14 protein-coding genes are annotated in these 18,272 nt (G+C 64.9%); 6 read left to right on the top strand and 8 right to left on the bottom strand.

Going from position 1 to position 18,272, the window contains the following annotated elements; all coding sequences use genetic code 11:
* The 3 genes from QQS14_RS11795 to QQS14_RS11805 all read left to right on the top strand — a co-directional run.
* The coding region (locus tag QQS14_RS11795) for an ATP-binding cassette domain-containing protein (RefSeq protein ID WP_285907199.1) at window positions 1–607 on the top strand (607 nt) is incomplete at its 5' end.
* Window positions 608–652: 45 nt separating this feature from the next.
* Entirely contained in the window at window positions 653–883 is a 231-nt protein-coding gene (locus QQS14_RS11800) for a cold-shock protein (RefSeq protein ID WP_345782800.1), read from the top strand.
* Between the two features lie 180 nt (window positions 884–1,063).
* Window positions 1,064–2,917 carry an ATP-binding protein gene (locus QQS14_RS11805; protein ID WP_285907201.1) on the top strand — a complete coding sequence of 618 codons (1,854 nt, stop codon included), beginning with the start codon at window positions 1,064–1,066 and terminating at the stop codon, window positions 2,915–2,917.
* 95 nt (window positions 2,918–3,012) lie between these two features.
* Here the strand turns inward: QQS14_RS11805 and QQS14_RS11810 are convergent, their stop codons facing one another.
* Window positions 3,013–3,336: a hypothetical protein gene (locus tag QQS14_RS11810; RefSeq protein ID WP_285907202.1), complete on the bottom strand. Its 324-nt coding sequence runs from the start codon at window positions 3,334–3,336 to the stop codon at window positions 3,013–3,015.
* A 38-nt stretch (window positions 3,337–3,374) separates the two neighbouring features.
* A complete protein-coding gene (locus tag QQS14_RS11815) occupies window positions 3,375–5,111 on the bottom strand; it encodes a glycosyltransferase family 2 protein (RefSeq protein ID WP_285907203.1) in 1,737 nt (578 codons plus the stop codon).
* 104 nt (window positions 5,112–5,215) lie between these two features.
* Here QQS14_RS11815 and QQS14_RS11820 point away from each other — a divergent pair, with 104 nt between their 5' ends.
* Together QQS14_RS11820 and QQS14_RS11825 are read left to right on the top strand one after the other, a co-directional pair.
* A complete protein-coding gene (locus QQS14_RS11820; protein WP_285907204.1) occupies window positions 5,216–6,841 on the top strand; it encodes a glycosyltransferase family A protein in 1,626 nt (541 codons plus the stop codon).
* Window positions 6,842–7,005: 164 nt separating this feature from the next.
* Window positions 7,006–7,557 carry a hypothetical protein gene (locus QQS14_RS11825; protein WP_285907205.1) on the top strand — a complete coding sequence of 184 codons (552 nt, stop codon included), beginning with the start codon at window positions 7,006–7,008 and terminating at the stop codon, window positions 7,555–7,557.
* Between the two features lie 69 nt (window positions 7,558–7,626).
* Here QQS14_RS11825 and QQS14_RS11830 read toward each other — a convergent pair whose 3' ends face one another.
* The 5 genes from QQS14_RS11830 to QQS14_RS11850 all read right to left on the bottom strand — a co-directional run bounded on the left by QQS14_RS11830 (window position 7,627) and on the right by QQS14_RS11850 (window position 14,102).
* Window positions 7,627–9,276 carry a glycosyltransferase family 2 protein gene (locus tag QQS14_RS11830; RefSeq protein WP_285907206.1) on the bottom strand — a complete coding sequence of 550 codons (1,650 nt, stop codon included), beginning with the start codon at window positions 9,274–9,276 and terminating at the stop codon, window positions 7,627–7,629.
* 108 nt (window positions 9,277–9,384) lie between these two features.
* Window positions 9,385–10,965: a sigma-54-dependent Fis family transcriptional regulator gene (locus QQS14_RS11835; protein ID WP_285907207.1), complete on the bottom strand. Its 1,581-nt coding sequence runs from the start codon at window positions 10,963–10,965 to the stop codon at window positions 9,385–9,387.
* A gap of 11 nt (window positions 10,966–10,976) precedes the next feature.
* Window positions 10,977–11,573, bottom strand: coding sequence for an indolepyruvate oxidoreductase subunit beta (locus QQS14_RS11840; protein WP_285907208.1), 597 nt, complete (start codon window positions 11,571–11,573; stop codon window positions 10,977–10,979).
* 1 nt (window position 11,574) lies between these two features.
* Entirely contained in the window at window positions 11,575–13,410 is a 1,836-nt protein-coding gene (iorA, locus tag QQS14_RS11845) for an indolepyruvate ferredoxin oxidoreductase subunit alpha (protein WP_285907209.1), read from the bottom strand.
* Window positions 13,411–13,448: 38 nt separating this feature from the next.
* Window positions 13,449–14,102, bottom strand: coding sequence for a YfgM family protein (locus QQS14_RS11850; protein WP_285907210.1), 654 nt, complete (start codon window positions 14,100–14,102; stop codon window positions 13,449–13,451).
* A 327-nt stretch (window positions 14,103–14,429) separates the two neighbouring features.
* On the opposite strand from QQS14_RS11850, the gene QQS14_RS11855 reads away from it, so the two are divergent.
* On the top strand, window positions 14,430–15,689 hold the full coding sequence (locus QQS14_RS11855; RefSeq protein WP_285907211.1) for a glutamate-5-semialdehyde dehydrogenase: 1,260 nt from the start codon (window positions 14,430–14,432) through the stop codon (window positions 15,687–15,689).
* Between the two features lie 106 nt (window positions 15,690–15,795).
* Here QQS14_RS11855 and QQS14_RS11860 read toward each other — a convergent pair whose 3' ends face one another.
* Window positions 15,796–18,093, bottom strand: a complete 2,298-nt coding sequence (locus QQS14_RS11860; RefSeq protein ID WP_285907212.1) for a cysteine synthase — start codon at window positions 18,091–18,093, stop codon at window positions 15,796–15,798.
* Between the last annotated feature and the right edge of the window lie 179 nt (window positions 18,094–18,272).

Consider the following 18,272-nt stretch of genomic DNA (forward strand, 5'->3'; position numbering starts at 1 on the left):
TTATGCCGACGACTCCGGGATGGGGCCCAAGATCGGGACAGTCAAGCGGCTGGGCGGCATGCCCATGGACGAGGCGCGGCCGCGTCTTGGGGTGGTCTCGCCCGCCCTCCAGGCCGGATACGCCCGGGAACTGGGCTGGGAGGTGTCCGCTCTGGAGACCGTGCTATCCGGGTTCCGGGGCAGCGTGGGCATGCTCGACGAACCCACGGGCGAGGAGCTTGTCATGGCCCGCGAGTGGCTGGCGCGGGTGGGTCTGGCCCATCTGGCGGACCGTCCCCTGCGGCGCATGTCCTATGGGCAGCAGCGCCGGGTGTTCCTGGCCCGGGCCATGGCCCCGGGGCCTGACCTGCTCCTGCTCGACGAGCCGCTGACCGGGCTGGACGCACCCTCGCGCACCCTCATGCGTCAAGTGTTGCAGCGGCTGGCCGGGGCCGGGGTGCCCTTCATCCTCGTCACCCACCACGCCAGCGACATGATCAACGCCGTGAACCGCGTCCTGGTCCTTGAAGCGGGCCGCGTGGCCTTTTCCGGCACCCGCGAGGCCTACGAGGCGCGTCTTGCCCCTTTGGGCGGCGCGGACATTGCCAAGGATTCCGTCGCGGGGTAGGGTGATTCACTGCATTGAAGGCGGCTCATGAAACCGGAGGTTCCCGTGCGGCGCGAAGGCAAAGTGACCTGGTTCAACGACAAGAAGGGATTCGGCTTCATCACCGGCGACGACGGGATGGACGTCTTCGTCCATTACACCGAGATCGTGCGCGACGGATTCCAGAGCCTGGAGCCCGGCGAGCGCGTCAGCTACGCCGTGACCGACGAGGAGATCGCCCCCAAGGCCGTGGACGTGCATCTGGCCGAGGAAGGGGCGCGCCGGACGCTGCTGTGATATGCGTGCATTATGAGCCTGTTTAGGTGCAAGAAAATCAGTAGGCTATCCCGGCTATTATCTGGCATGTTTACCAACTACTGATATCAATTGATGCCAACCTTCTCATGATGAAAAGGCCACCATCGTTTTGGGGAGTAAGTAGCAACGGGTAATCATTTGGGATAAAGGGGAATCTTTGTGAAGCTTGTACGCGTGAGACTTAGAAATTTCAGATGCTACAAAGAGGAAACAACGATTAAGTTGGGCAAGCTCTCAATGATCGTTGGGCGAAATGACGCTGGGAAGTCGACAATATTTGAGGCGTTGAATATTTTTTTTGGGGACGGGAAGATTGACCAAGATGATGCCAATAAGAGCGGAGACCCCACAGATGTCGCGATTGTCTGCGAGTTTGAGGATTTTCCAGAGCAGATAGTCATCGACAAAGACTACCCAACAAATCTCCAAAATGAGTTTCTTCTTAATAAAGAAGGCCGATTAGAGCTTCACCAAATTTGGGACTGCACGAAAAAGACTCCCAAGGCTGCAATGTATGCAATGGCTAATCATCCATCTGCACAAAGAGTTGATGATCTGCTGGAGTTAAAGATAACAGACTTGAGAAGTCGTGCGAAAGAGCTTGGAGCGGATCTTTCTGATGTCGATCAAAAGGTGAGTTCACAACTCAGGGGAGCAATAAGGAGCACTGTTGACGACTTAGTCCTTTGTGACCGTTTGCTGCAATTGGACAAGGATTCCGGGAAAAAATTATGGGAACAACTCAAGCTTTCATTGCCAACTTTTGCACTTTTTAAGGCGGACCGCTCCAGTACTGACACTGATCCCGAAGCTCAAGACCCCATGAACGCAGCAATGAAAGAGGCTTTCAAGGGATTGGAACCAAAGCTGAATGCCTTAGTTGATCAAGTTAAAAATGAAGTCCAATCTACGGCGGACAAGACTGTAGAGAAACTCCGTGAGATGCATCCAGAGCTTGCAGGTGAACTCAAGGCACGTTTCACTGAGCCGAATTGGAGCAAGGTTCTCAAAGTTAGCCTTACGGGCGAAGAAGACATCCCACTCAATAAGCGCGGGAGTGGTGTTCGGCGGCTCGTGCTGTTGAATTTCTTCCGCGCCAAGGCAGAGTCCAATGCTTATGACCGAGGTGAGGATGTTCCAGTAATCTATGCCATCGAAGAGCCAGAAACAAGTCAGCATCCAGCTAATCAAAAATTGCTTCTCAACGCGTTGTTGGAACTTTCGGAAAATCCAGGTCGACAGGTGTTGTTGACTTCACACAATCCAGTGCTTGCCAGGAGAATTCCTAGTAGCTGCATACGCCATGTATGTGACAATGGGGGGTGTCGGTCTGTTGAAGGTGAAGGAGGTGAGAGGGAGGTTTTGAATAAGCTTGCTAAAGACCTCGGTGTTCTTCCTGACCATGACGTGAAGTTGTTTATTGGTGTCGAAGGTGTAAATGACATCCATTTTCTGCAGAGTATGTCAACAATGTTGATTGCCAATGGGGTTGATGTCCCTGACTTAGTTAAGCTGGACGAGAAAGGTATAATTATATTTATCCCTTGCGGTGGCACAAATTTGTCCCTTTGGGCACATCGTTTGGCCGGGCTCAATCGTCCGGAGTTTCATCTTTTCGATGGGGATAAACAACAAAATGAGATAACGGCTCAAACTGTTTCTGAGCGAGGAGAGGGGTGCATTGGACTATGCACCAAGAAATATGAGATGGAGAATTATCTCCACGTTGATGCAATTGTTGCAGTAAAGTCGGAACTTGTTGGGCTTGTGGAATTTGGAGATCGTGATGATGTGCCGACAATAGTTGCTAAAGCAGTTCACTTTGTCTCAGGAGCTCAAACAGGATGGGCTGAACTGGAACCCAAAAAGCAGAAAGAGAAAGGTAGTCGGGCCAAGAAGTGGCTTAACACGGAAGCTGTACGGGCAATGACTCCTGAACTTCTTGAAGCACGTGATCCTGGTGGAGAAGTGATGGGGTGGTTTAATGCTATTGCGAAACATGTGAATGTTTAACGATTCAAGGCTACCACTCCAATAAATATCGGCATAGTCTACGTGGAATCTCATTGCCCTGTGCTGTAACATCGGACCTTCATAGCCTGACCCACTTACATCCCGTGGTCGCGCATGTGGGCGTCGAGGACGTTGTCCACGAGGACGCGCTTTTCGTCTATCCTGCCCGGGGTGATGGTGTAGCGGATGACCACCCATTCGAGGTTGTCGATGTATTCCACGTGGCCGTAGCCGCCCTCGGGCAGCAAGTCGCGCATCAGTTCCAGAAAATCGTCGATCATCAGGTACACGCCCTCGTGGTCCAGGCGCAGCACGTCGCCATCGTACTCCACCTGATCAAAGGGGAGGGCGTCCTTGATCCGTTCGAACAGCTCCGGCGAGACGCGGTGAAAATCGCCGTAGACCCTGACATCATCCATGATTCCCTTCCTGTCCTGCTGATGGTTCAAACCCCGAACTAAGCATCACGGCCAAGCCGGTCAACCAGGGCGGCATGCTTTGTTTCGAGGTCGTCCCACAGGAGCCGGGTGGTGTCGCGGGCCAGGGCGGCCAATTCCTCGTCCGAGTATTTGGTGTCGAGCTTGAGCTTGTTGCCCATGATGTGGCCGGTCTGGCGCAGGGTCTGCGCCCTGGCCAGGCTCGAATGCTGGACATGGCGCACGGCCAGGGTTCCGGCATACAGGGCGGGCATTCTGGCCAGGGCCGAGCGCATGTCGCGGTCCAGGTCGTCGAACTGTGAGGGTGTGTAGCGCAGGTCGAAACCGCCCGCCTTGGCTATGGCGGCCATGGACACCAGATGACAGCAGCCCGAGACAGACAGGCAGGGCCGGACATAGGTGAACAGCCCGGTGTCCGGCGACCCGGCGCAGTTGTCAAAGACCGCCACCCGGTTGGGCAGCGCGCCCGGCTCCGGGGCCTTGGGCGGCCTGGGGAAGAGATTGTAGTCCGCCGATTGCTGCCCGTGGGGCGGCGTGGCCGAGGTGATGCGGCAGCCCACGGCCCCGATGCGGTCCGCGCCGCCATGCTCCCGCGCCGCACCCAGCAGCCGGGTCAGCCAGTCGGGCGGCAGGACCACGTCGTCGTCCAGAAAGGCGGCCCAGGCGCAGCGGCGCACCTCGGGCAGGGAGAGCAGCCAGTTGCGCGCTGCCGGAGCGCCCACATTGACCGGCAGGGTGGTCACTTGCAGCCCGGCGCGACCGTTTTCTGGACCAAAGAGCCCGCGCATCCGCTCAAGCACCTGGGGTGTGTGGTCCGTAGACCCGTTGTCCAGGACGAACACGCCCGCCCGGCCCAGGTCGCTGGCGGCCAGGCTCTCCAGGGTCGCGGCCAGCAGGTCCGCCTTGTTCCACGAATAGAGGAGCACGGCCACGGAGGCGGTTTCCCCGTCCGTCGTCTTCGCTGGCGGCGGGGCGTACAGGTCGTGCAGCTTGAGGGTCAGGTTGACGTGCCAGGGCATGGCCTGCCAGAGCATGGCCAAACCGTCCCGGCCTCTTTCGATTTCTCCCAGACGCAGCAGCAGTTCGCCGCCTGCGTAGGCGCGCCAGAATCCCCACAGGGCGGGGTCCAGCCCGGCGACCAGGGGCAGCGCCTCGTCCGGCGGCCGGGTGTGAAAGGCCAGCTCGGCCGCGAGCCGTGCCTTGAGGGGCAGGGAGGGCGCGTCCCAGGGGATCATGTCCAGGGCGGCCCGGGCCAGTTCGGGCCGGTTCAGAAAGAGCAGATCCTGCCAGCAGTGGCGCAGCCAGGCGGGCCAGCGCAGCGGGTCGCGCAGGGTCAGGGTCAGGAAATGCAGGGTCAGATCGTGGTCGTCGCCCCTGACCAGGGCGTGCCAGGTGGCGGCCGCCTCGGCGTCGGCCTGCTCGGGAGGCGGCGTATCGGCCAGCCGGGTCAGGAGAGCGGTCAGCCCCGGGTGTCCGGCCAGGGCGTCGGGAGGTATGGCCGCTGCCAGCGGGGCCGAGAGGGGATGCGCCTGCGCGCCCCACAGGCCCATGGCCCGGGCCGTGTCGCGGCAACCGAGGTCTTCCGCGCCCAGGGCGTTCAGGCCGCGCAGCAGCCCGCCCAGGACATCGGGCGTGCCCATGCCCAGGTGCCAGCCCGAGAAGCGCTCCCTGAAGGCGGGCAGGATTCCGGGCCACGCGGACGGGGGCAGGGCGGATTTGTCGAGGCGCAGGGGGGCGGGGATTTCGGGCGTGTCCATGATGCCGACACCTAGCAGAAATCCGCACGCACAGGAAGGGGGCTGACCCGGGCTGACCGGGGCGCGCGGTTGACTTTTCGCCATGCGGCGCATAGGTGGTGAACATGGCTCATTCCAGCGATCTTGTTGCCCTTCCTGGCGATCTGCTGCGTCCGCTGCTGCTGGGCTGCACGGGCAGGGTGCATCTGCACGCCACGGCGGCCACGGCCCTGGCCCACAGCCGCGCGCCGGGCGACCGATTCTCCATGATCGGGGCCGATCTGCTGCTGGCTGCCTGGGGCGAGAACCCGTTCGACGGCCAGTGCGCGGCCCTGCTCGCCCAGTCCGCAGGGCGTCTGCCTGCTCTGCCCAAACCGCTGGTCCCCATCCTGCGCTCGGTCATGGCCCACTGGCAGCCCGAGGTCACGCCCGAGACGCGGCTGGCCATGGCCGGGCCGCCCCGGGACCAGCTGGCCTGCATCACCGGGCACTTGCGCCACGCCCCGCGCAATCTCTTCTGGTGGCATCATCTCTACGAGTTCTGCCGCATCCGGGGCGACTGGTCGCTCTTCTCCACCGCTCTGACCACCACCCTGACCACGGTTGTCACGCCCGAGGGGCTCGGTCCGCTCTTTGCTTACGCCCAGGCCAACGCCCTGCTGGTGTCGGGCGAGGCGCTGCCTGCGGCCGCAATCTACCGCCATCTGGAGGAATCGCTGCCTCTGCCCCTGGTGCGCGAGCGGCTGGCCACGGCCTGGCTGCGGGCGGGCAAGCGCGACGGGGGCACCGACCTGCTGCGCCAGTGCGCCCATTCCCGGCCGTGGCACACGGGGTTGTGGCTGCGTCTCTTCGAACTGGCCGTGGACGGGGCGAATGATCTGCGCCCCCTGCCCGGGCGGGTGATGATCCTCGGCTACAGTTGGAACAAGGCAACCGATCTGGCCGTGACTCTCGACTCCCTGGCCCGCTCCGATCTGGGCGACGCCCAGGTGCGCATCCTCGACAACGGAAGCACCGACGACACGGCCGAGGTGGTGCGCCGCTTCATCGACAGGGTCGGTTCGGACCGGGCCGGGCTGGTCCGGCTGCCGGTCAACGTGGGCGCTCCGGCGGCGCGCAACTGGCTGATGCATCTGCCGGAAGTGGCTGCCAGCGACTTCACCGCCTACATCGACGACGACATTGCCCTGCCGCCGGACTGGCTGCTGCGCCTCGGCGGGGCTGTGGGCCGTTATCCCGAGGCCGGGGTGTGGGGGTGCAAGGTGGTGGATTTCGACGGACCGGCCCGGGTCCAGTGCGGCGAGCACAACCTGACCCCGGACCCGGCCGGGCGCGAGCAGGCGCTGATGGCTACCCTGATGCTCCAGGAGGCGGACTTCGGCCAGGCGGACTACATCCGCCCCTGCGCCTCGGTCACGGGCTGCGTTCATCTCTTCAGGACGGCGCGGCTGCTGGACAATGGTCCCTTTGACCTGCGTTTCTCGCCCACCCAGTACGACGACCTGGAGCGCGACCTGCGTATGGTTCTTGGCGGCGGCTACGCCGTGTACCAGGGATTCCTGGCCGTGCGCCACAAGCGCGTCTCGGGCGCGCAGAGCGACGTGGGCGGCGGACAGGCGGCCGGGGCTGCGGCCAACATGCGCAAGCTTCTGGGCAAGTATGCGCCCGAGGAGTTCGAGCGCATGGCCGGGCTCATGGATCGCGTCCTGCTGACCGACCTGACCGTGAAGATGCAGGCGCTGGGGGAGTGACCCGCCTCCCTGGCGGCCGGAAAAAGAATGGCTTTTTGGGGAAAAATGATGCACAGACTATTGCTCCGTGTGCGCGGCGTGTGCATAATGAACACCGGTGAAGCCCGGGTCGTGTCGATACGGCCGTCAACGCCACGCATATCGACCCATACCAAGGAGAACGCATGACCAAATTCGATTCCCACACGCTGTTCAGCGGCGGTGCGCAGGGCGCCGAGGCCGAGTTCGGCCGCTTGGCCGAGCAGTATGGCCTGGCCGAGGTCAACTATACCTTCGAGGGGCACAAGATCGAGCGCAGCCGGGGCATCCGTGTCCTGACCAACGAGGAGCTGATCCGCAAGGACGTCAGCCTCACCTACGTCGCAAAGCTCCTCAACCGCAAGTTCACCAACGCGGAGAAGATGCGCAAGGTGCTCCAGACCATCATGTATCAGGTGGAGTCCTCCCATCAGGTCTTTGTTGTCGGCACCATCCAGGAGGATGGCACGGTCAGGGGCGGCACCGGCTGGGGCGCGGAGTTCGCCAAGATCTGCAACAAGGAGCTTTATGTCTTCGGTCAGGTGAAGAACGGCTGGTTCCGCTGGGAGTCCGGCCAGTGGGCGGCCGTGACCGATCCGCTGATCACCGAGACCCACTTCACCGGCACCGGCACCCGTTTTCTTGAGGACAACGGCCGCAAGGCCATCGCCGACCTCTTCGCCCGCTCCTTCAAGTAGGCTTGCACGCGATTCCACTGCCATCAGGGGCGGTCCGGGTTTCCGGGCCGCCTTTTTTCGCGTGGCGGCTCAGTCGGCCAGGGCTTCGAGGAGCAGGGGGTGGAGCATGCGCCAGAAGGCCCCGGCCGGGCCGTCCAGGGTGGGCAGGACTGTCCCCAGGGCGCGGGTGAAGTGGAGCCGGTCGGCCCGGGCCGTGGCCTTGTCCATGCGCAGCAGGTCGTCGTGGCTGAAGGTGTGCTCCAGCTTGTGGTGGTTGGCGTGGGCCTGGGCCAGGGAGGCCCGGGTGCGCGCTCCGCCCGTGTCCTGGAGGTGAACCACCGCGACCCCGCCGTCGTAGATCACCTGGCCGCCCGCCTTCCATATCTGCATGTCGTGCTCGATGTCGTCCACCTGGGACGGGGAGAAGCGCACGCCGAAGTCCGGCACGTTGAGCCGGTCCAGGCGCTCCCTGTGGAGCAGATGGCAGCAGCCCATGACCGTCAGGCAGGGGCGCGCCGCGTCGAACTGGCCCATGTCCATGAGGGTGGGCGCGTTGGGCGTGAAGCGGATTTTTCTCTCGCCGACCTCGGAGAGATTGCGGAAGGCGTACTGGATGGTCCGCACCCCCTGGTTGACGCACTTGCACCCTGCGGCGGCCGCCTCGGGGAAGCGGGCCAGCGTGGCCGTGAGACGGGACAGCCAGTGGGGCGGCAGGAGCACGTCGTCGTCCAGAAAGGCCACCAGCCGGGCCGCGCGCACCTCGGGCATGGCGAGCAGCCAGTTGCGGGCCGCCGGAGCGCCCACGTTGACCGGCAGATGGACAAAGGCCAGGGATGCGGCAAGTCCGGGCGCGGCCTCGCGTACCCGCCGCTCCAGTTCGTCCGGCGGGCAGGTGGTGGTGCCGTTGTTCAGGATGGTCACCCGCGCCTGACCCAGCCGCGTGGCTGCCAGCGAGGCCACGGTGCGGGCCAGCATGTCCGGCTTGTTCCAGGAATAGAGGCAGATGTGGGTGTTTGGTCCGGGCGTGGGCCCGGGCCCGGCGTGGCCGTCGGCAAGCCCGGCCAACTGCTCGATGGCGGCGGGCTGGAACGGCTCCGCGTCCAGGGTGGCCAGCAGATGGTCGCGGGCTCCCGCCGTGTCGCCTTGGTCCAGGGCCATGCGGGCGCGCAGGGTGTGGGCCGGGAAGGCCGTGACCGACTCGTCGAGGAGCATCTGCGCCAGCAGCGGTTCGCCCGCGCCGTAGGCACCCCAGGCGAGCATGGGACCGGCCAGCAGCCCCGAGGGCGAGGCAGCCATGATCTCGATGGCCCGTATCAACTGCTCGCGCGCCCCTGCGCGCCACAGGGCGAGCAGCACCGGGTAGCGGTGGGCGTTGGCGGGCTGGGCCAGCACATGGGTCAGCAGGGCGTCCGGCGCGGCCGCGCGCGGGTCGGGCGGGTTGATGGCCTCGGGCACGGGTTCGGCGGCGGTCAGTCGTCGGGCCTTGGCCAGCCAGTCTCCCATGGGTGGGTGGCCCAGGGTGCGGTTGACGTCCTCGGCCAGGCGGAGCGTGTCGCGGTCAAAGGGGTCGAAGATGGCGGCGTGGCGGACCAGACCGCTGCCCAGGGCGGCCAGGGGCGGGGTCAGGGGCCGCGCTTCGAGCAGGGTGGCGGCCGCGGCCGTGGCGTGGTCCGGGGCGAGATACCCGCTGCTGCGGGTCAGGGTCACGAGGCGCGAGACGAGGTGGGCGGCGTTGTCCATGCCCCGGTGTAGCAGACTTGGCCCGGCAAGGGAAAGCCCCCGGCCAGGACCTCGCGGAGAGGCTTGTGCCAGGGGCTGAACAATGCTTCTTGAAGGCTGCCGACCGGATCAGTTCTCCAGTTTCTTGCGCGGCTTCTTCTTGGTCTGCGAGAACTTCTTCACGTCAATGCTGTACTTCTTCACCTTGTAATTGACGATGCGGTAGGAAACGCGCAAATCGCGGGCGGACTGGAGCATGTTGCCGCCGGTTTTCTTGAGGGAATCCACCAGCAGCTCCTGCTCGAACTTGGCCACCGCCTCGCCAAAGGAGAGGTTGATGCCCGTGGCCGAACTCTCGGCCGACTGGAGGGTTGGCGGCAGGTGGTAGGTGCGGATGACCGATTCCTCGCACAGCAATACGGCGCGCTCGATGCAGTTCTTCAGTTCGCGCACGTTGCCGGGCCAGTGGTACATGACCAGCAGCTCGATGGCCGGAGTGGAGATGCGCTTGACCTCCTTGCCGTATTCGCTGGAGAAATCGCTCAGGAAATGCTCGGCCAGGGGCAGGATGTCCTCGCGGCGCTCGTGGAGCGGCGGGATGAAGATGGGGAAGACGTTGATGCGGTAGTAAAGGTCTTCGCGGAATTTTCCTTTTTCGAGCAGTTCCTCCAGGGGCTGGTGGGTGGCGCAGATGAGGCGCACGTCCACCGTGATGGTCTGCTCGCTGCCCACGCGCTGGATTTCCTTCTCCTGGATGGCGCGCAGCACCTTGGCCTGGGCGTCCATGGACAGTTCGCCGATCTCGTCGAGGAACAGGGTTCCCTGGTCCGCCACCTCGAACAGGCCGCGCTTGGTCTGGAAGGCCCCGGTAAAGGCACCCTTCTGGTGGCCGAACAATTCGGACTCGATGAGTTCCGAGGGCAGGGCCGCGCAGTTGAGCCGGATAAGGGGCTTGTCTGCCCTGGGGCTGGCCGAATGGATCGCCTCGGCCAGCAATTCCTTGCCCGTGCCGGACTGGCCGCGCAGCAGCGCCGTGGCCCGGCTGGGGGCCACCTGGCGTGATTGCCTGAGCACCAGGCGCATGGCCTTGCTGGCGGCCACAAAGTCCTTGGGCGGGGTGGTGTCCACGCTGCTCGCCATCAGACCCTGGGTGAGCAGATGATTCTGGGCGGCCATCTCTTCCTGCAACTGGGCCACATGGCCCGCGATGATGCCGGCCACCACTTCGAGAAACTGGCGGTGGGCGTCGAGGTCCTCGGCCGGGATCAGGGGCACGTCCACCGAGAGGGCGCCGATGACCTCATGGTCGCTCGTACCCCGGTTGATGACCGGCACGCAGATGAAGCCGAGCTTGCGCAGCTCTTCCTCGCTGCGGCCAAAGGCCTTGTTGAGGAACTCCTTGTCGTCTGACATGCGCGGCACGGTGATGGACTGGCCCGAACCGAAAACTCTGCCGATGACGCCCCGGCCCGGCGAGTAGGTCACGTCGTCGGCCTGGGCCGGGCTGTAGGTGAGCGAGAGCTTCAGGTTCTCGGTCTTGGGGTCCATGATGACCATGAACGCCCTGACGTACTCCATGTCCTGAGCCAGTATCCTCAGGAGCTGGTTCAGGGATTCCTCAAGGGGCGCGTCCCGCTTGAGGGTTTCCTGAATGGTCTTGAGGGTGACCAGATAGCTGAGGTCGGAGTCGCCTTGTGTCGTGTGTGCCATGTGCTTGTTCTTTATGCGTCGAGCGCGGCCACGCCGAGTTCCAGCGCTTTGAGGTTGACGGCCTGGAGCTTGGCCGGGAGGTTTGCCTTGATGGTCGCCGCCAGGGCTTCGGGTCCGAAGGGCAGCGCGCCCGTGGCGCACAGGGCGCCGAGTAGGGCGATATTGCCGCTCTGGACCGCGCCCGCCTCGATGCCGATGGTCTGGCTGTTCATGTAGTGGGCCTTATCGGTGCAGGCGGCCACCTGGGTTTTGATCTCGTCGAGGCTCGGGCAGGCCTGCTTGCCCATGGCCACCGAGAGCGGGGGCATGAACTCGGTGCTGGAAAGCACCAGTCCGCCGCGCTTGAGGTAGGGCAGGGCGCGCACGGTCTCCATGGGCTCGAAGCCCAGCAGGATGTCTGCCTCGCCGTGGCCGATCTTGGGCGATTTGCAGCCGATGAGCACGGTGGATTCCACCACGCCGCCGCGCTGGGCCATGCCGTGGATTTCGCCGGAGGTGACGGGCAGTCCGGCGGCGAGCACGGTCCTGGCAAGCATGGTGGTGGCGGTCAGGGTTCCCTGGCCGCCAACGCCGGTCATGAATATGCGGATGGGCTTGATGTCGTTCATTCTAGCTGCCCCTTTTCTTGGCTTTGATGTGTCCGCACACCTGTAGGCAGAGCATGCAGCCGTTGCACAGGATGGGATTGACCGCCGCGTGGTCGCCGTCGCGGTACATGGCCGGGCAGGCCAGGGTGTCCAGACATTCGAACCGGCCGGTGCAGCTCTCGGCCACATAGGCCACCTGGGGCGCGACCTTTTTGTAGATCCGGCGGGTGAACAGCGGGCACGGCTCCTTGGCGATGAGCGCCCTCACGCCCTTCATGGTCTTGAGTTCCTCGAAGGCGGCGATGGTCTTCTTCTGGTTGAAGGGGTTGACCTCGCGCACCTCGGTCACGCCGAGTCCGCGCAAAGAGGCCTCGATGTCCAGCCGGGAGTCGTTGTCGCCGAGGATGGTCTTGTCCACGCCGGGGTGGGGCTGGTGGCCGGTCATGGCTGTGGTCCGGTTGTCGAGCACCACGATGAGGACGTCGTGCTTGTTGAACACGGCGTTGGCCACGCCGGTGAGCCCGGAGTGGAAGTAGGTGGAGTCGCCGATGAAGGCCAGCACGGTCTTGCCCGAGGCCAGGGCCGCGCCGCCGCCCGCCGAGATGGACGACCCCATGCACAGCAGGAAGTCCGCCGCCTTGAGCGGAGGCAGCAGCCCCAGCGTGTAGCAGCCGATGTCGGACGAGTAGATGGCGTCGTCGCCAAAGACCTTGCGCGCGGCGAAGTAGGAGCCGCGATGGGGGCAGCCTGCGCAGAGGTTGGGCGGCCGCATGGGCAGGGCGGCGGGCTGGCAGGCGTCGCGCACCGGGGCGGCCTCGCCTGTGAGCCGACAGATGGCGTCTTCGACCATGCTCACGGTGAACTCGTTGCACCGGGGCAGCACGTCCTTGCCAAGAATCTCGACGTCCAGGCCGTTCTTCTGGGCCAGCACGCGCAGGTCGTTTTCGAGGATGGGTTCCAGCTCCTCCACCACGAGGAGCCGGGAGACCGACGAAAGGAAGTCGAGGCACATGGTCTCGGGCAGCGGGTGGCTGAAGCCGAGCCCAAGCACCTTGACCCTGTCGGCCAGACCGCTCTGGGCCAGGGCATCGGCCACATAGGCGCGGCTGATGCTTGAACAGACGATACCCAGCGAGCCGCTGCCGGTGACGGTGTTGTAGGGGGAGTTCTCGGCCTCCTGGCGCAGGGCTTCGAGCCGCTCAAGCAGGGCCACGTGCATGGGCCGGGAGAAGGCCGGGATGGGGACGAATTTCGAGGGGTTGCGCTGGAAGCCGTCGGGCTTGCCCGGGTCGGGCACCGGGCCGAACTCCACCGGGCCGCGCAGGTGGTTGACCCGGGTGGTGGTGCGCAGCATGAAGGGCGCGCCGTGCTTCTTGCTCAGGAGCAGGCCGTCGCGGGTCATGTCCTTGGCCTCCTGGGCTGTGGACGGTTCGAGGACCGGCATGCCCGCCAGCCGGGCGTAGTAGCGGTTGTCCTGCTCGTTTTGGCTCGAATGGCAGCCGGGGTCGTCGGCCGAGAGCAGCAGCAGACCGCCCGGGGTGCCGGTGTAGCACAGGGTCATGAGCGGGTCGGCGGCCACGTTGACCCCGACATGCTTCATGGTGCACAGCGTCAGCGCCCCGGCCAGGGTCGCGCCGCCCGCCACTTCAAGGGCGACCTTCTCGTTGACCGAGTATTCAAAGGAGTACCTGGCTTCTGGTGAGAGCCGGAAAAGGGTATCGGGTACCTCGGAGGAAGGGGTGCCGGGGTAGCAGGTGGCCACCTGCAGGCCTGCCTCGACGGCTCCGCGAACGATGGCCTCGTTGCCGAGCAGCAGGTCGATGTGGCCGGGCGCGTCGGCCAGGAGGGAATGTGCCATGAAGTCTCTCCGTAATTGATTGAATCGGGTGAGCGGGATCAGTTCGCTTCCGACTGGGCGATCCTGTGGTCGATGAAGGGCTTGTCGGACACCTGCTCCTCGGAAAGCCTGCGATAGGCCTGGAGGGCCTGGGCCGTGTCGCCCGCCTGCTCGGCCGCCGTGGCCAGCTGGCGCTGGACCGGCACGGCGAACCCGGCCGGGGCGCTGGCCGCCAGGGCCTTGAGCACCGTCATCGATTCGCTGGCCTTGCCCGCCAGCAGCAGGCATTTGGCCTCGCCAAGGCGGGCCACGACCTTCAACTCGTCGTTAGCCGCAGCCGCAAGGCGGCCCCAGGCGTCGGCGGCCCTGTCCCATTCTTCAAGGTTCATGGCCGACTGGGCCAGCTCCGCCAGCACGGCGGCCCTGGCCGACTTGGGTGCGGAGTCCAGCAGCCCTTCGAGCCTGTCGAGCTTGTCCTGGCCCGAGGCCTCGATGACGATGACACCGAGCTGGCTCTGGGCCTCGGCCAGCGCCCGGGCGGAGTAGCCGCTGTAGGCCGCGTAGGCCGCAGCGACGAGGATGATGGCCGCCACGCTCGCCATGATCACATTTCTGTGTTTGAAGGCCGCTTCGAGAACGGGGTGCAGGGACGAGGGAACCCGGGCCTCGATCTCGTCGAGGGCGGCCGGTCCGGCTGTCTTGTTTTCAACCATTGGTGTCAGTTTCCTCCGTATGGATGTCTGGATGTCGTTCAGGTCAATGGCCTGACGGCGCAGAGGGCTTGATAAGCAAAATTGTAAAAAAGGTCAAAGCCTATTTTGTGGAAACAGGGATTTGCGGTCGTTTTTCGGGCAGAATTTCGGATGAACAGCTGGTCAAATGACAAAATGGGAAAAACGGTCTATTCGGCATGGTCGCGAGAATGAGGCGTCAGGTTTGACTTTTCGCCGTGACCGGGGTTAGCAGGGTGGACCCGGTGGAGTGCCATGGGGCGGTCCCGGTTCTTCGGACATTTTCGACAAGTCTTGACGGGAGGGGGCATGGATATTCGCCAACAGATGATCGACATGGGCAGGCGCGCCAGGCGCGCGTCGCGGGCGCTGGCCAAGGCGTCGGGCAAGGCCAGGAGCGGGGCGCTGCTGGCCCTGGCCGACCTGCTGGAGGCCGAGTCCGGGGCCGTGGCCGAGGCCAACGCCCTGGATCTCGCCGCCGCTGCCGAACGCGGCCTGGACAAGGCCCGGGTGCAGCGGCTGACCATCAGCGACAAGGTGCTGCGCTCCATGATCGCCGGGTGTCGCGAGGTGGCGGCCATGGCCGATCCCGTGGGCGGCATCGAGTCCATGACCAGACGGCCCAACGGCATGCTGGTGGGCCGCATGCGCGTGCCCCTTGGCGTGGTGGCCATGATCTACGAGTCGCGGCCCAACGCCACGGTGGACGCGGGCATCCTCTGCCTCAAGGCGGGCAACGCGGTCATCCTGCGCGGCGGGTCCGAGGCGTTCCACTCCAACGCCTGTCTGGCCGGGCTGATGCACCGCGCCCTGGAGCAGGCCGGGCTGCCGCGCGACGCGGTCCAGGTGCCCGCCACCACGGACCGCGAGGCCGTGGCCGAACTGCTCAAGCTCTCGGACTTCATTGACGTGGTCATCCCGCGCGGCGGCGAGGGACTGATCCGCGCCGTGACCGAGCAGGCCACCATGCCGGTGCTCAAACACTACAAGGGCGTCTGCCACCTCTTTGCCGATGCCTCCTGCGACATCACCCGGGCCGTGCCCATCATCGACAACGCCAAGACCCAGTACCCCAGCGGCTGCAACGCCCTGGAATGCCTGCTGGTGCATCGCGATGTGGCAGAAGTGCTCCTGCCCCGGGTGGACAAGGTTTTGACCGCCAAGGGCGTACGCTTCAAGGCGTGCCCGCGCTCCCTGCCTCTGCTGGGCGATGGTGCCGAACCGGCCATGCCGGGCGACTGGGGATACGAGTTTCTCGATCTGGTCCTGGCCGTGCGGGTGGTGGATTCCCTGGACGAGGCCCTGGACTTCATCGCCGAGCACGGCTCCAACCACACCGAGGCCATCCTGAGCGAGAACTACGAGCACTGCATGCGCTTCATCCGCGAGGTGGACGCCTCCCTGGTGGTGGCCAACGCCACCACCCGCTTCAACGACGGCGCCCAGCTCGGCCTGGGTGCCGAGATCGGCATCTCCACCTCCAAGCTCCACGCCTACGGCCCCATGGGCGTGCAGGAGCTGACCAGCGCCAAATTCGTCCTCCTGGGCGAGGGGCAGGTGCGGGAGTAGGACGGGCGGCTTCGGATTGTTGGCCGATCATATCTCTTACAAATCAAAGGCCGCTGTTCTCGTGGGAACGGCGGCCTTTGATTGGGCTGTCGGTCGTCGGCTCGATTCACATCCGAAACACCCTCGGCGCGCCCGCCGTGTCCTCCAGGCGGAATCCGGCCTCGGCGATCATGTCGCGCAGGGCGTCGGAGGCGGCGAAGTCGCGGGTTTCGCGGGCCTTCTGGCGGTCGGCCAGCATGCCTTGCACTTCCAGGGGCAGCTCGGAGAGGGTGAGCGGCATCTGGGTGTGGTCGAGAATGCCCAGGATGGAATCCACGGCCAGCAGTTCCTCGAGGCAGGTGGCGGCCTCGGCCCCGGTCATGGTCGCGGCCGCTGCCCAGGCATTGACCTGTTTGACGAAGCGGAAGAGCACGGGCCAGAAACGGTGCAGGGCGAGGTCCTCGCTCATGGCCGTCTTGAATCCGGCGCGCAGGTCAAAGGCGGCCTGGCTGACCTCGCTGGCCACGGCCTCGTCCCTGTCGGCGCGGCCGGCCATGAGGGCGGCGGCCGTCTCCTGCACACGCCGCCAGTTGCGCGCCCACATGGCGAGGTTCTCGGCGCTGGCGCACAGGGGCTTGCGGCAGGAGGACGAGAGCAGCCAGAACCGGGCCGCCCGGTAGCCGCCGAGCTTTTCGGCCACGGTCACCAGGGTCTCGTCGGCGCATTCCGTGGCCTGATGGTTGAGCAGCCACGCCTGCAATTCGCGCCCGGCCGCAGACCAGATGGCCCGGAGATTTTCCAGATGGGGGAAGCGATGCTTTTCGCTGCCGATCATCACGTCGATGCGGGGCAGACTGGTCAGGGCCGTGGCCGCGTGCTGCAGGAACCAGGAGGGGCGCACATTGCCCCATTCGGTCTCCAGCACCTCGCCGCGCTTGAGGTCGAGCAGGGTGGCCCGCTTGAGCAGCGTGAAATCGAGCGGGTTGTCCTTGACGTAGGCGTCGAGGTCCACGGTGCGCCCGCCCGAGACCTTGTCCATGTCCATGGCCCCGATCTCGCCGTAGCGCTTGTCGCGAAAGACGTCGAAATAGACCGAGCGCAGCTTTTCGTAGGCCAGCCCCTTGCCGAGCAGCTTGCGGCAGAGTTCAAGGGCCTTGTCCTCGCCGCCCGACGAGAGGGGGAAGGCCACGCCCGGGTCGCCGTCTGCGGCCATTCCCACGCCCATGTCGCGGGCGCGGTCCACGATCATGGCCCGGCGGTGCAGGGCAAAGGCGGCCCGGTTGGCGTCCGTGTGCCGGGCTGCGGCCAGGGTGCGGTCGTCCATGTCGGTCAGGCCCACGGCGGCCTGGACATCCACCCCGCTTGATCGCAGATGCCGGGCCAGCACGTCGAGGACCACCACCCGCCGCCAGGCGTCGAGTCCGTCCGGGTTGTCCAGGCTCGGGCCCATGGAGTAGAGGCCCAGGCCCGTCTGGGTCCGCAGGGGCTTGGTCGCGCCCGAGGCCATGTCGAAGAGGGTGATGCCGCTGCCCGCCTGCTGCCGGTAGAGATGGGTGCTCAGGTAGCGCTCGCCCGAGTCCGGGAAGATGACCACGATGAGGCCTGATTCGAGCCGCTCGGCCAGCTGGATGGCCCCGCCCAGGGCCGCGCCCGAGCTCATGCCCGCGAAGATGCCCTCGGCCCGCGCCAGCCTGCGGCAGTTTTCGAAGGCGGTCTCGTCGTCCACGTGCAGGACCTCGTCGAGCCAGGTCTTGTCGTAGATGCCGGGGGGGTAGGATTCGAGCATGTTCTTCAGGCCCTGGATCTTGTGACCTGCGTAGGGCTCCACGGCGGCCACATGGACCCGGCCCATTTCGTGCAGCCGCTTGGCGATGCCCATGGCCGTGCCCGAGGTGCCCAGCGTCATGACGCAGTGGGTCACCGCGCCGCCGGTCTGCTCCCAGATTTCCAGACCCGTGCCGGTGTAGTGGGCGTCGATGGAGGCGGGGTTGTTGAACTGGTCCATGAGCACATAGGTATCAGGCTCTTCGCGGGCGTAGCGGTAGGCGCGCTCGATGGCCCCGTCGGTGGAGAGGTGGCCGGGGGTCAGCTCCAGCTCGGCTCCGTAGGCGGCCATGATCATCTTGCGCTCCTCGCTGGCCGTCTCGGGCATGAGCAGCTTGATGCGGTATCCCTTGATGGCCGCCACCATGGCCAGCCCCACGCCGGTGTTGCCCGAGGTGGCCTCGATGATGATCTTGTCCCGGGTCAGTTCGCCCGAGCGCTCGGCCGCCTCGATCATGGCCGCGGCCACGCGGTCCTTGACCGAACCGCCCGGATTCTGCGCCTCGAGTTTGGCCAAAATCTTGACGCTCGGGTTCGGGTTGAGATGGCGAATCTCCACCAGCGGGGTGTTCCCGATGAGCGAAAGCAGATCGTTGTTCATGACAGTTCCCTGAAATAACGGAAAAAGGATTCGTGTTCGACCCAGGCACCGTATTGCAAAATCCCGGGGGGTGCAACTGGCACGCATCATGCAATTTCCTGTCCGAGCAGGCGGCCCGAATACGCGGCCCGAACACGCAGGCCGGGCGCGGACCCCGGCAGGCAGTCAGCACACCGCGC

The sequence above is a fragment of the Pseudodesulfovibrio pelocollis genome (assembly GCF_030282845.1).
GTDB classification, from domain to species: Bacteria; Desulfobacterota; Desulfovibrionia; order Desulfovibrionales; family Desulfovibrionaceae; genus Pseudodesulfovibrio; species Pseudodesulfovibrio pelocollis.

Bases quoted from the DNA above. Each gene is read 5' to 3' on its own strand.
- QQS14_RS11810 (WP_285907202.1), bottom strand. From the start codon at position 3,336: ATGGATGATGTCAGGGTCTACGGCGATTTTCACCGCGTCTCGCCGGAG.
- QQS14_RS11815 (WP_285907203.1), bottom strand. From the start codon at position 5,111: ATGGACACGCCCGAAATCCCCGCCCCCCTGCGCCTCGACAAATCCGCC.
- QQS14_RS11820 (WP_285907204.1), top strand. From the start codon at position 5,216: ATGGCTCATTCCAGCGATCTTGTTGCCCTTCCTGGCGATCTGCTGCGT.
- QQS14_RS11825 (WP_285907205.1), top strand. From the start codon at position 7,006: ATGACCAAATTCGATTCCCACACGCTGTTCAGCGGCGGTGCGCAGGGC.
- QQS14_RS11830 (WP_285907206.1), bottom strand. From the start codon at position 9,276: ATGGACAACGCCGCCCACCTCGTCTCGCGCCTCGTGACCCTGACCCGC.
- QQS14_RS11835 (WP_285907207.1), bottom strand. From the start codon at position 10,965: ATGGCACACACGACACAAGGCGACTCCGACCTCAGCTATCTGGTCACC.
- QQS14_RS11840 (WP_285907208.1), bottom strand. From the start codon at position 11,573: ATGAACGACATCAAGCCCATCCGCATATTCATGACCGGCGTTGGCGGC.
- iorA (WP_285907209.1), bottom strand. From the start codon at position 13,410: ATGGCACATTCCCTCCTGGCCGACGCGCCCGGCCACATCGACCTGCTG.
- QQS14_RS11850 (WP_285907210.1), bottom strand. From the start codon at position 14,102: ATGGTTGAAAACAAGACAGCCGGACCGGCCGCCCTCGACGAGATCGAG.
- QQS14_RS11855 (WP_285907211.1), top strand. From the start codon at position 14,430: ATGGATATTCGCCAACAGATGATCGACATGGGCAGGCGCGCCAGGCGC.
- QQS14_RS11860 (WP_285907212.1), bottom strand. From the start codon at position 18,093: ATGAACAACGATCTGCTTTCGCTCATCGGGAACACCCCGCTGGTGGAG.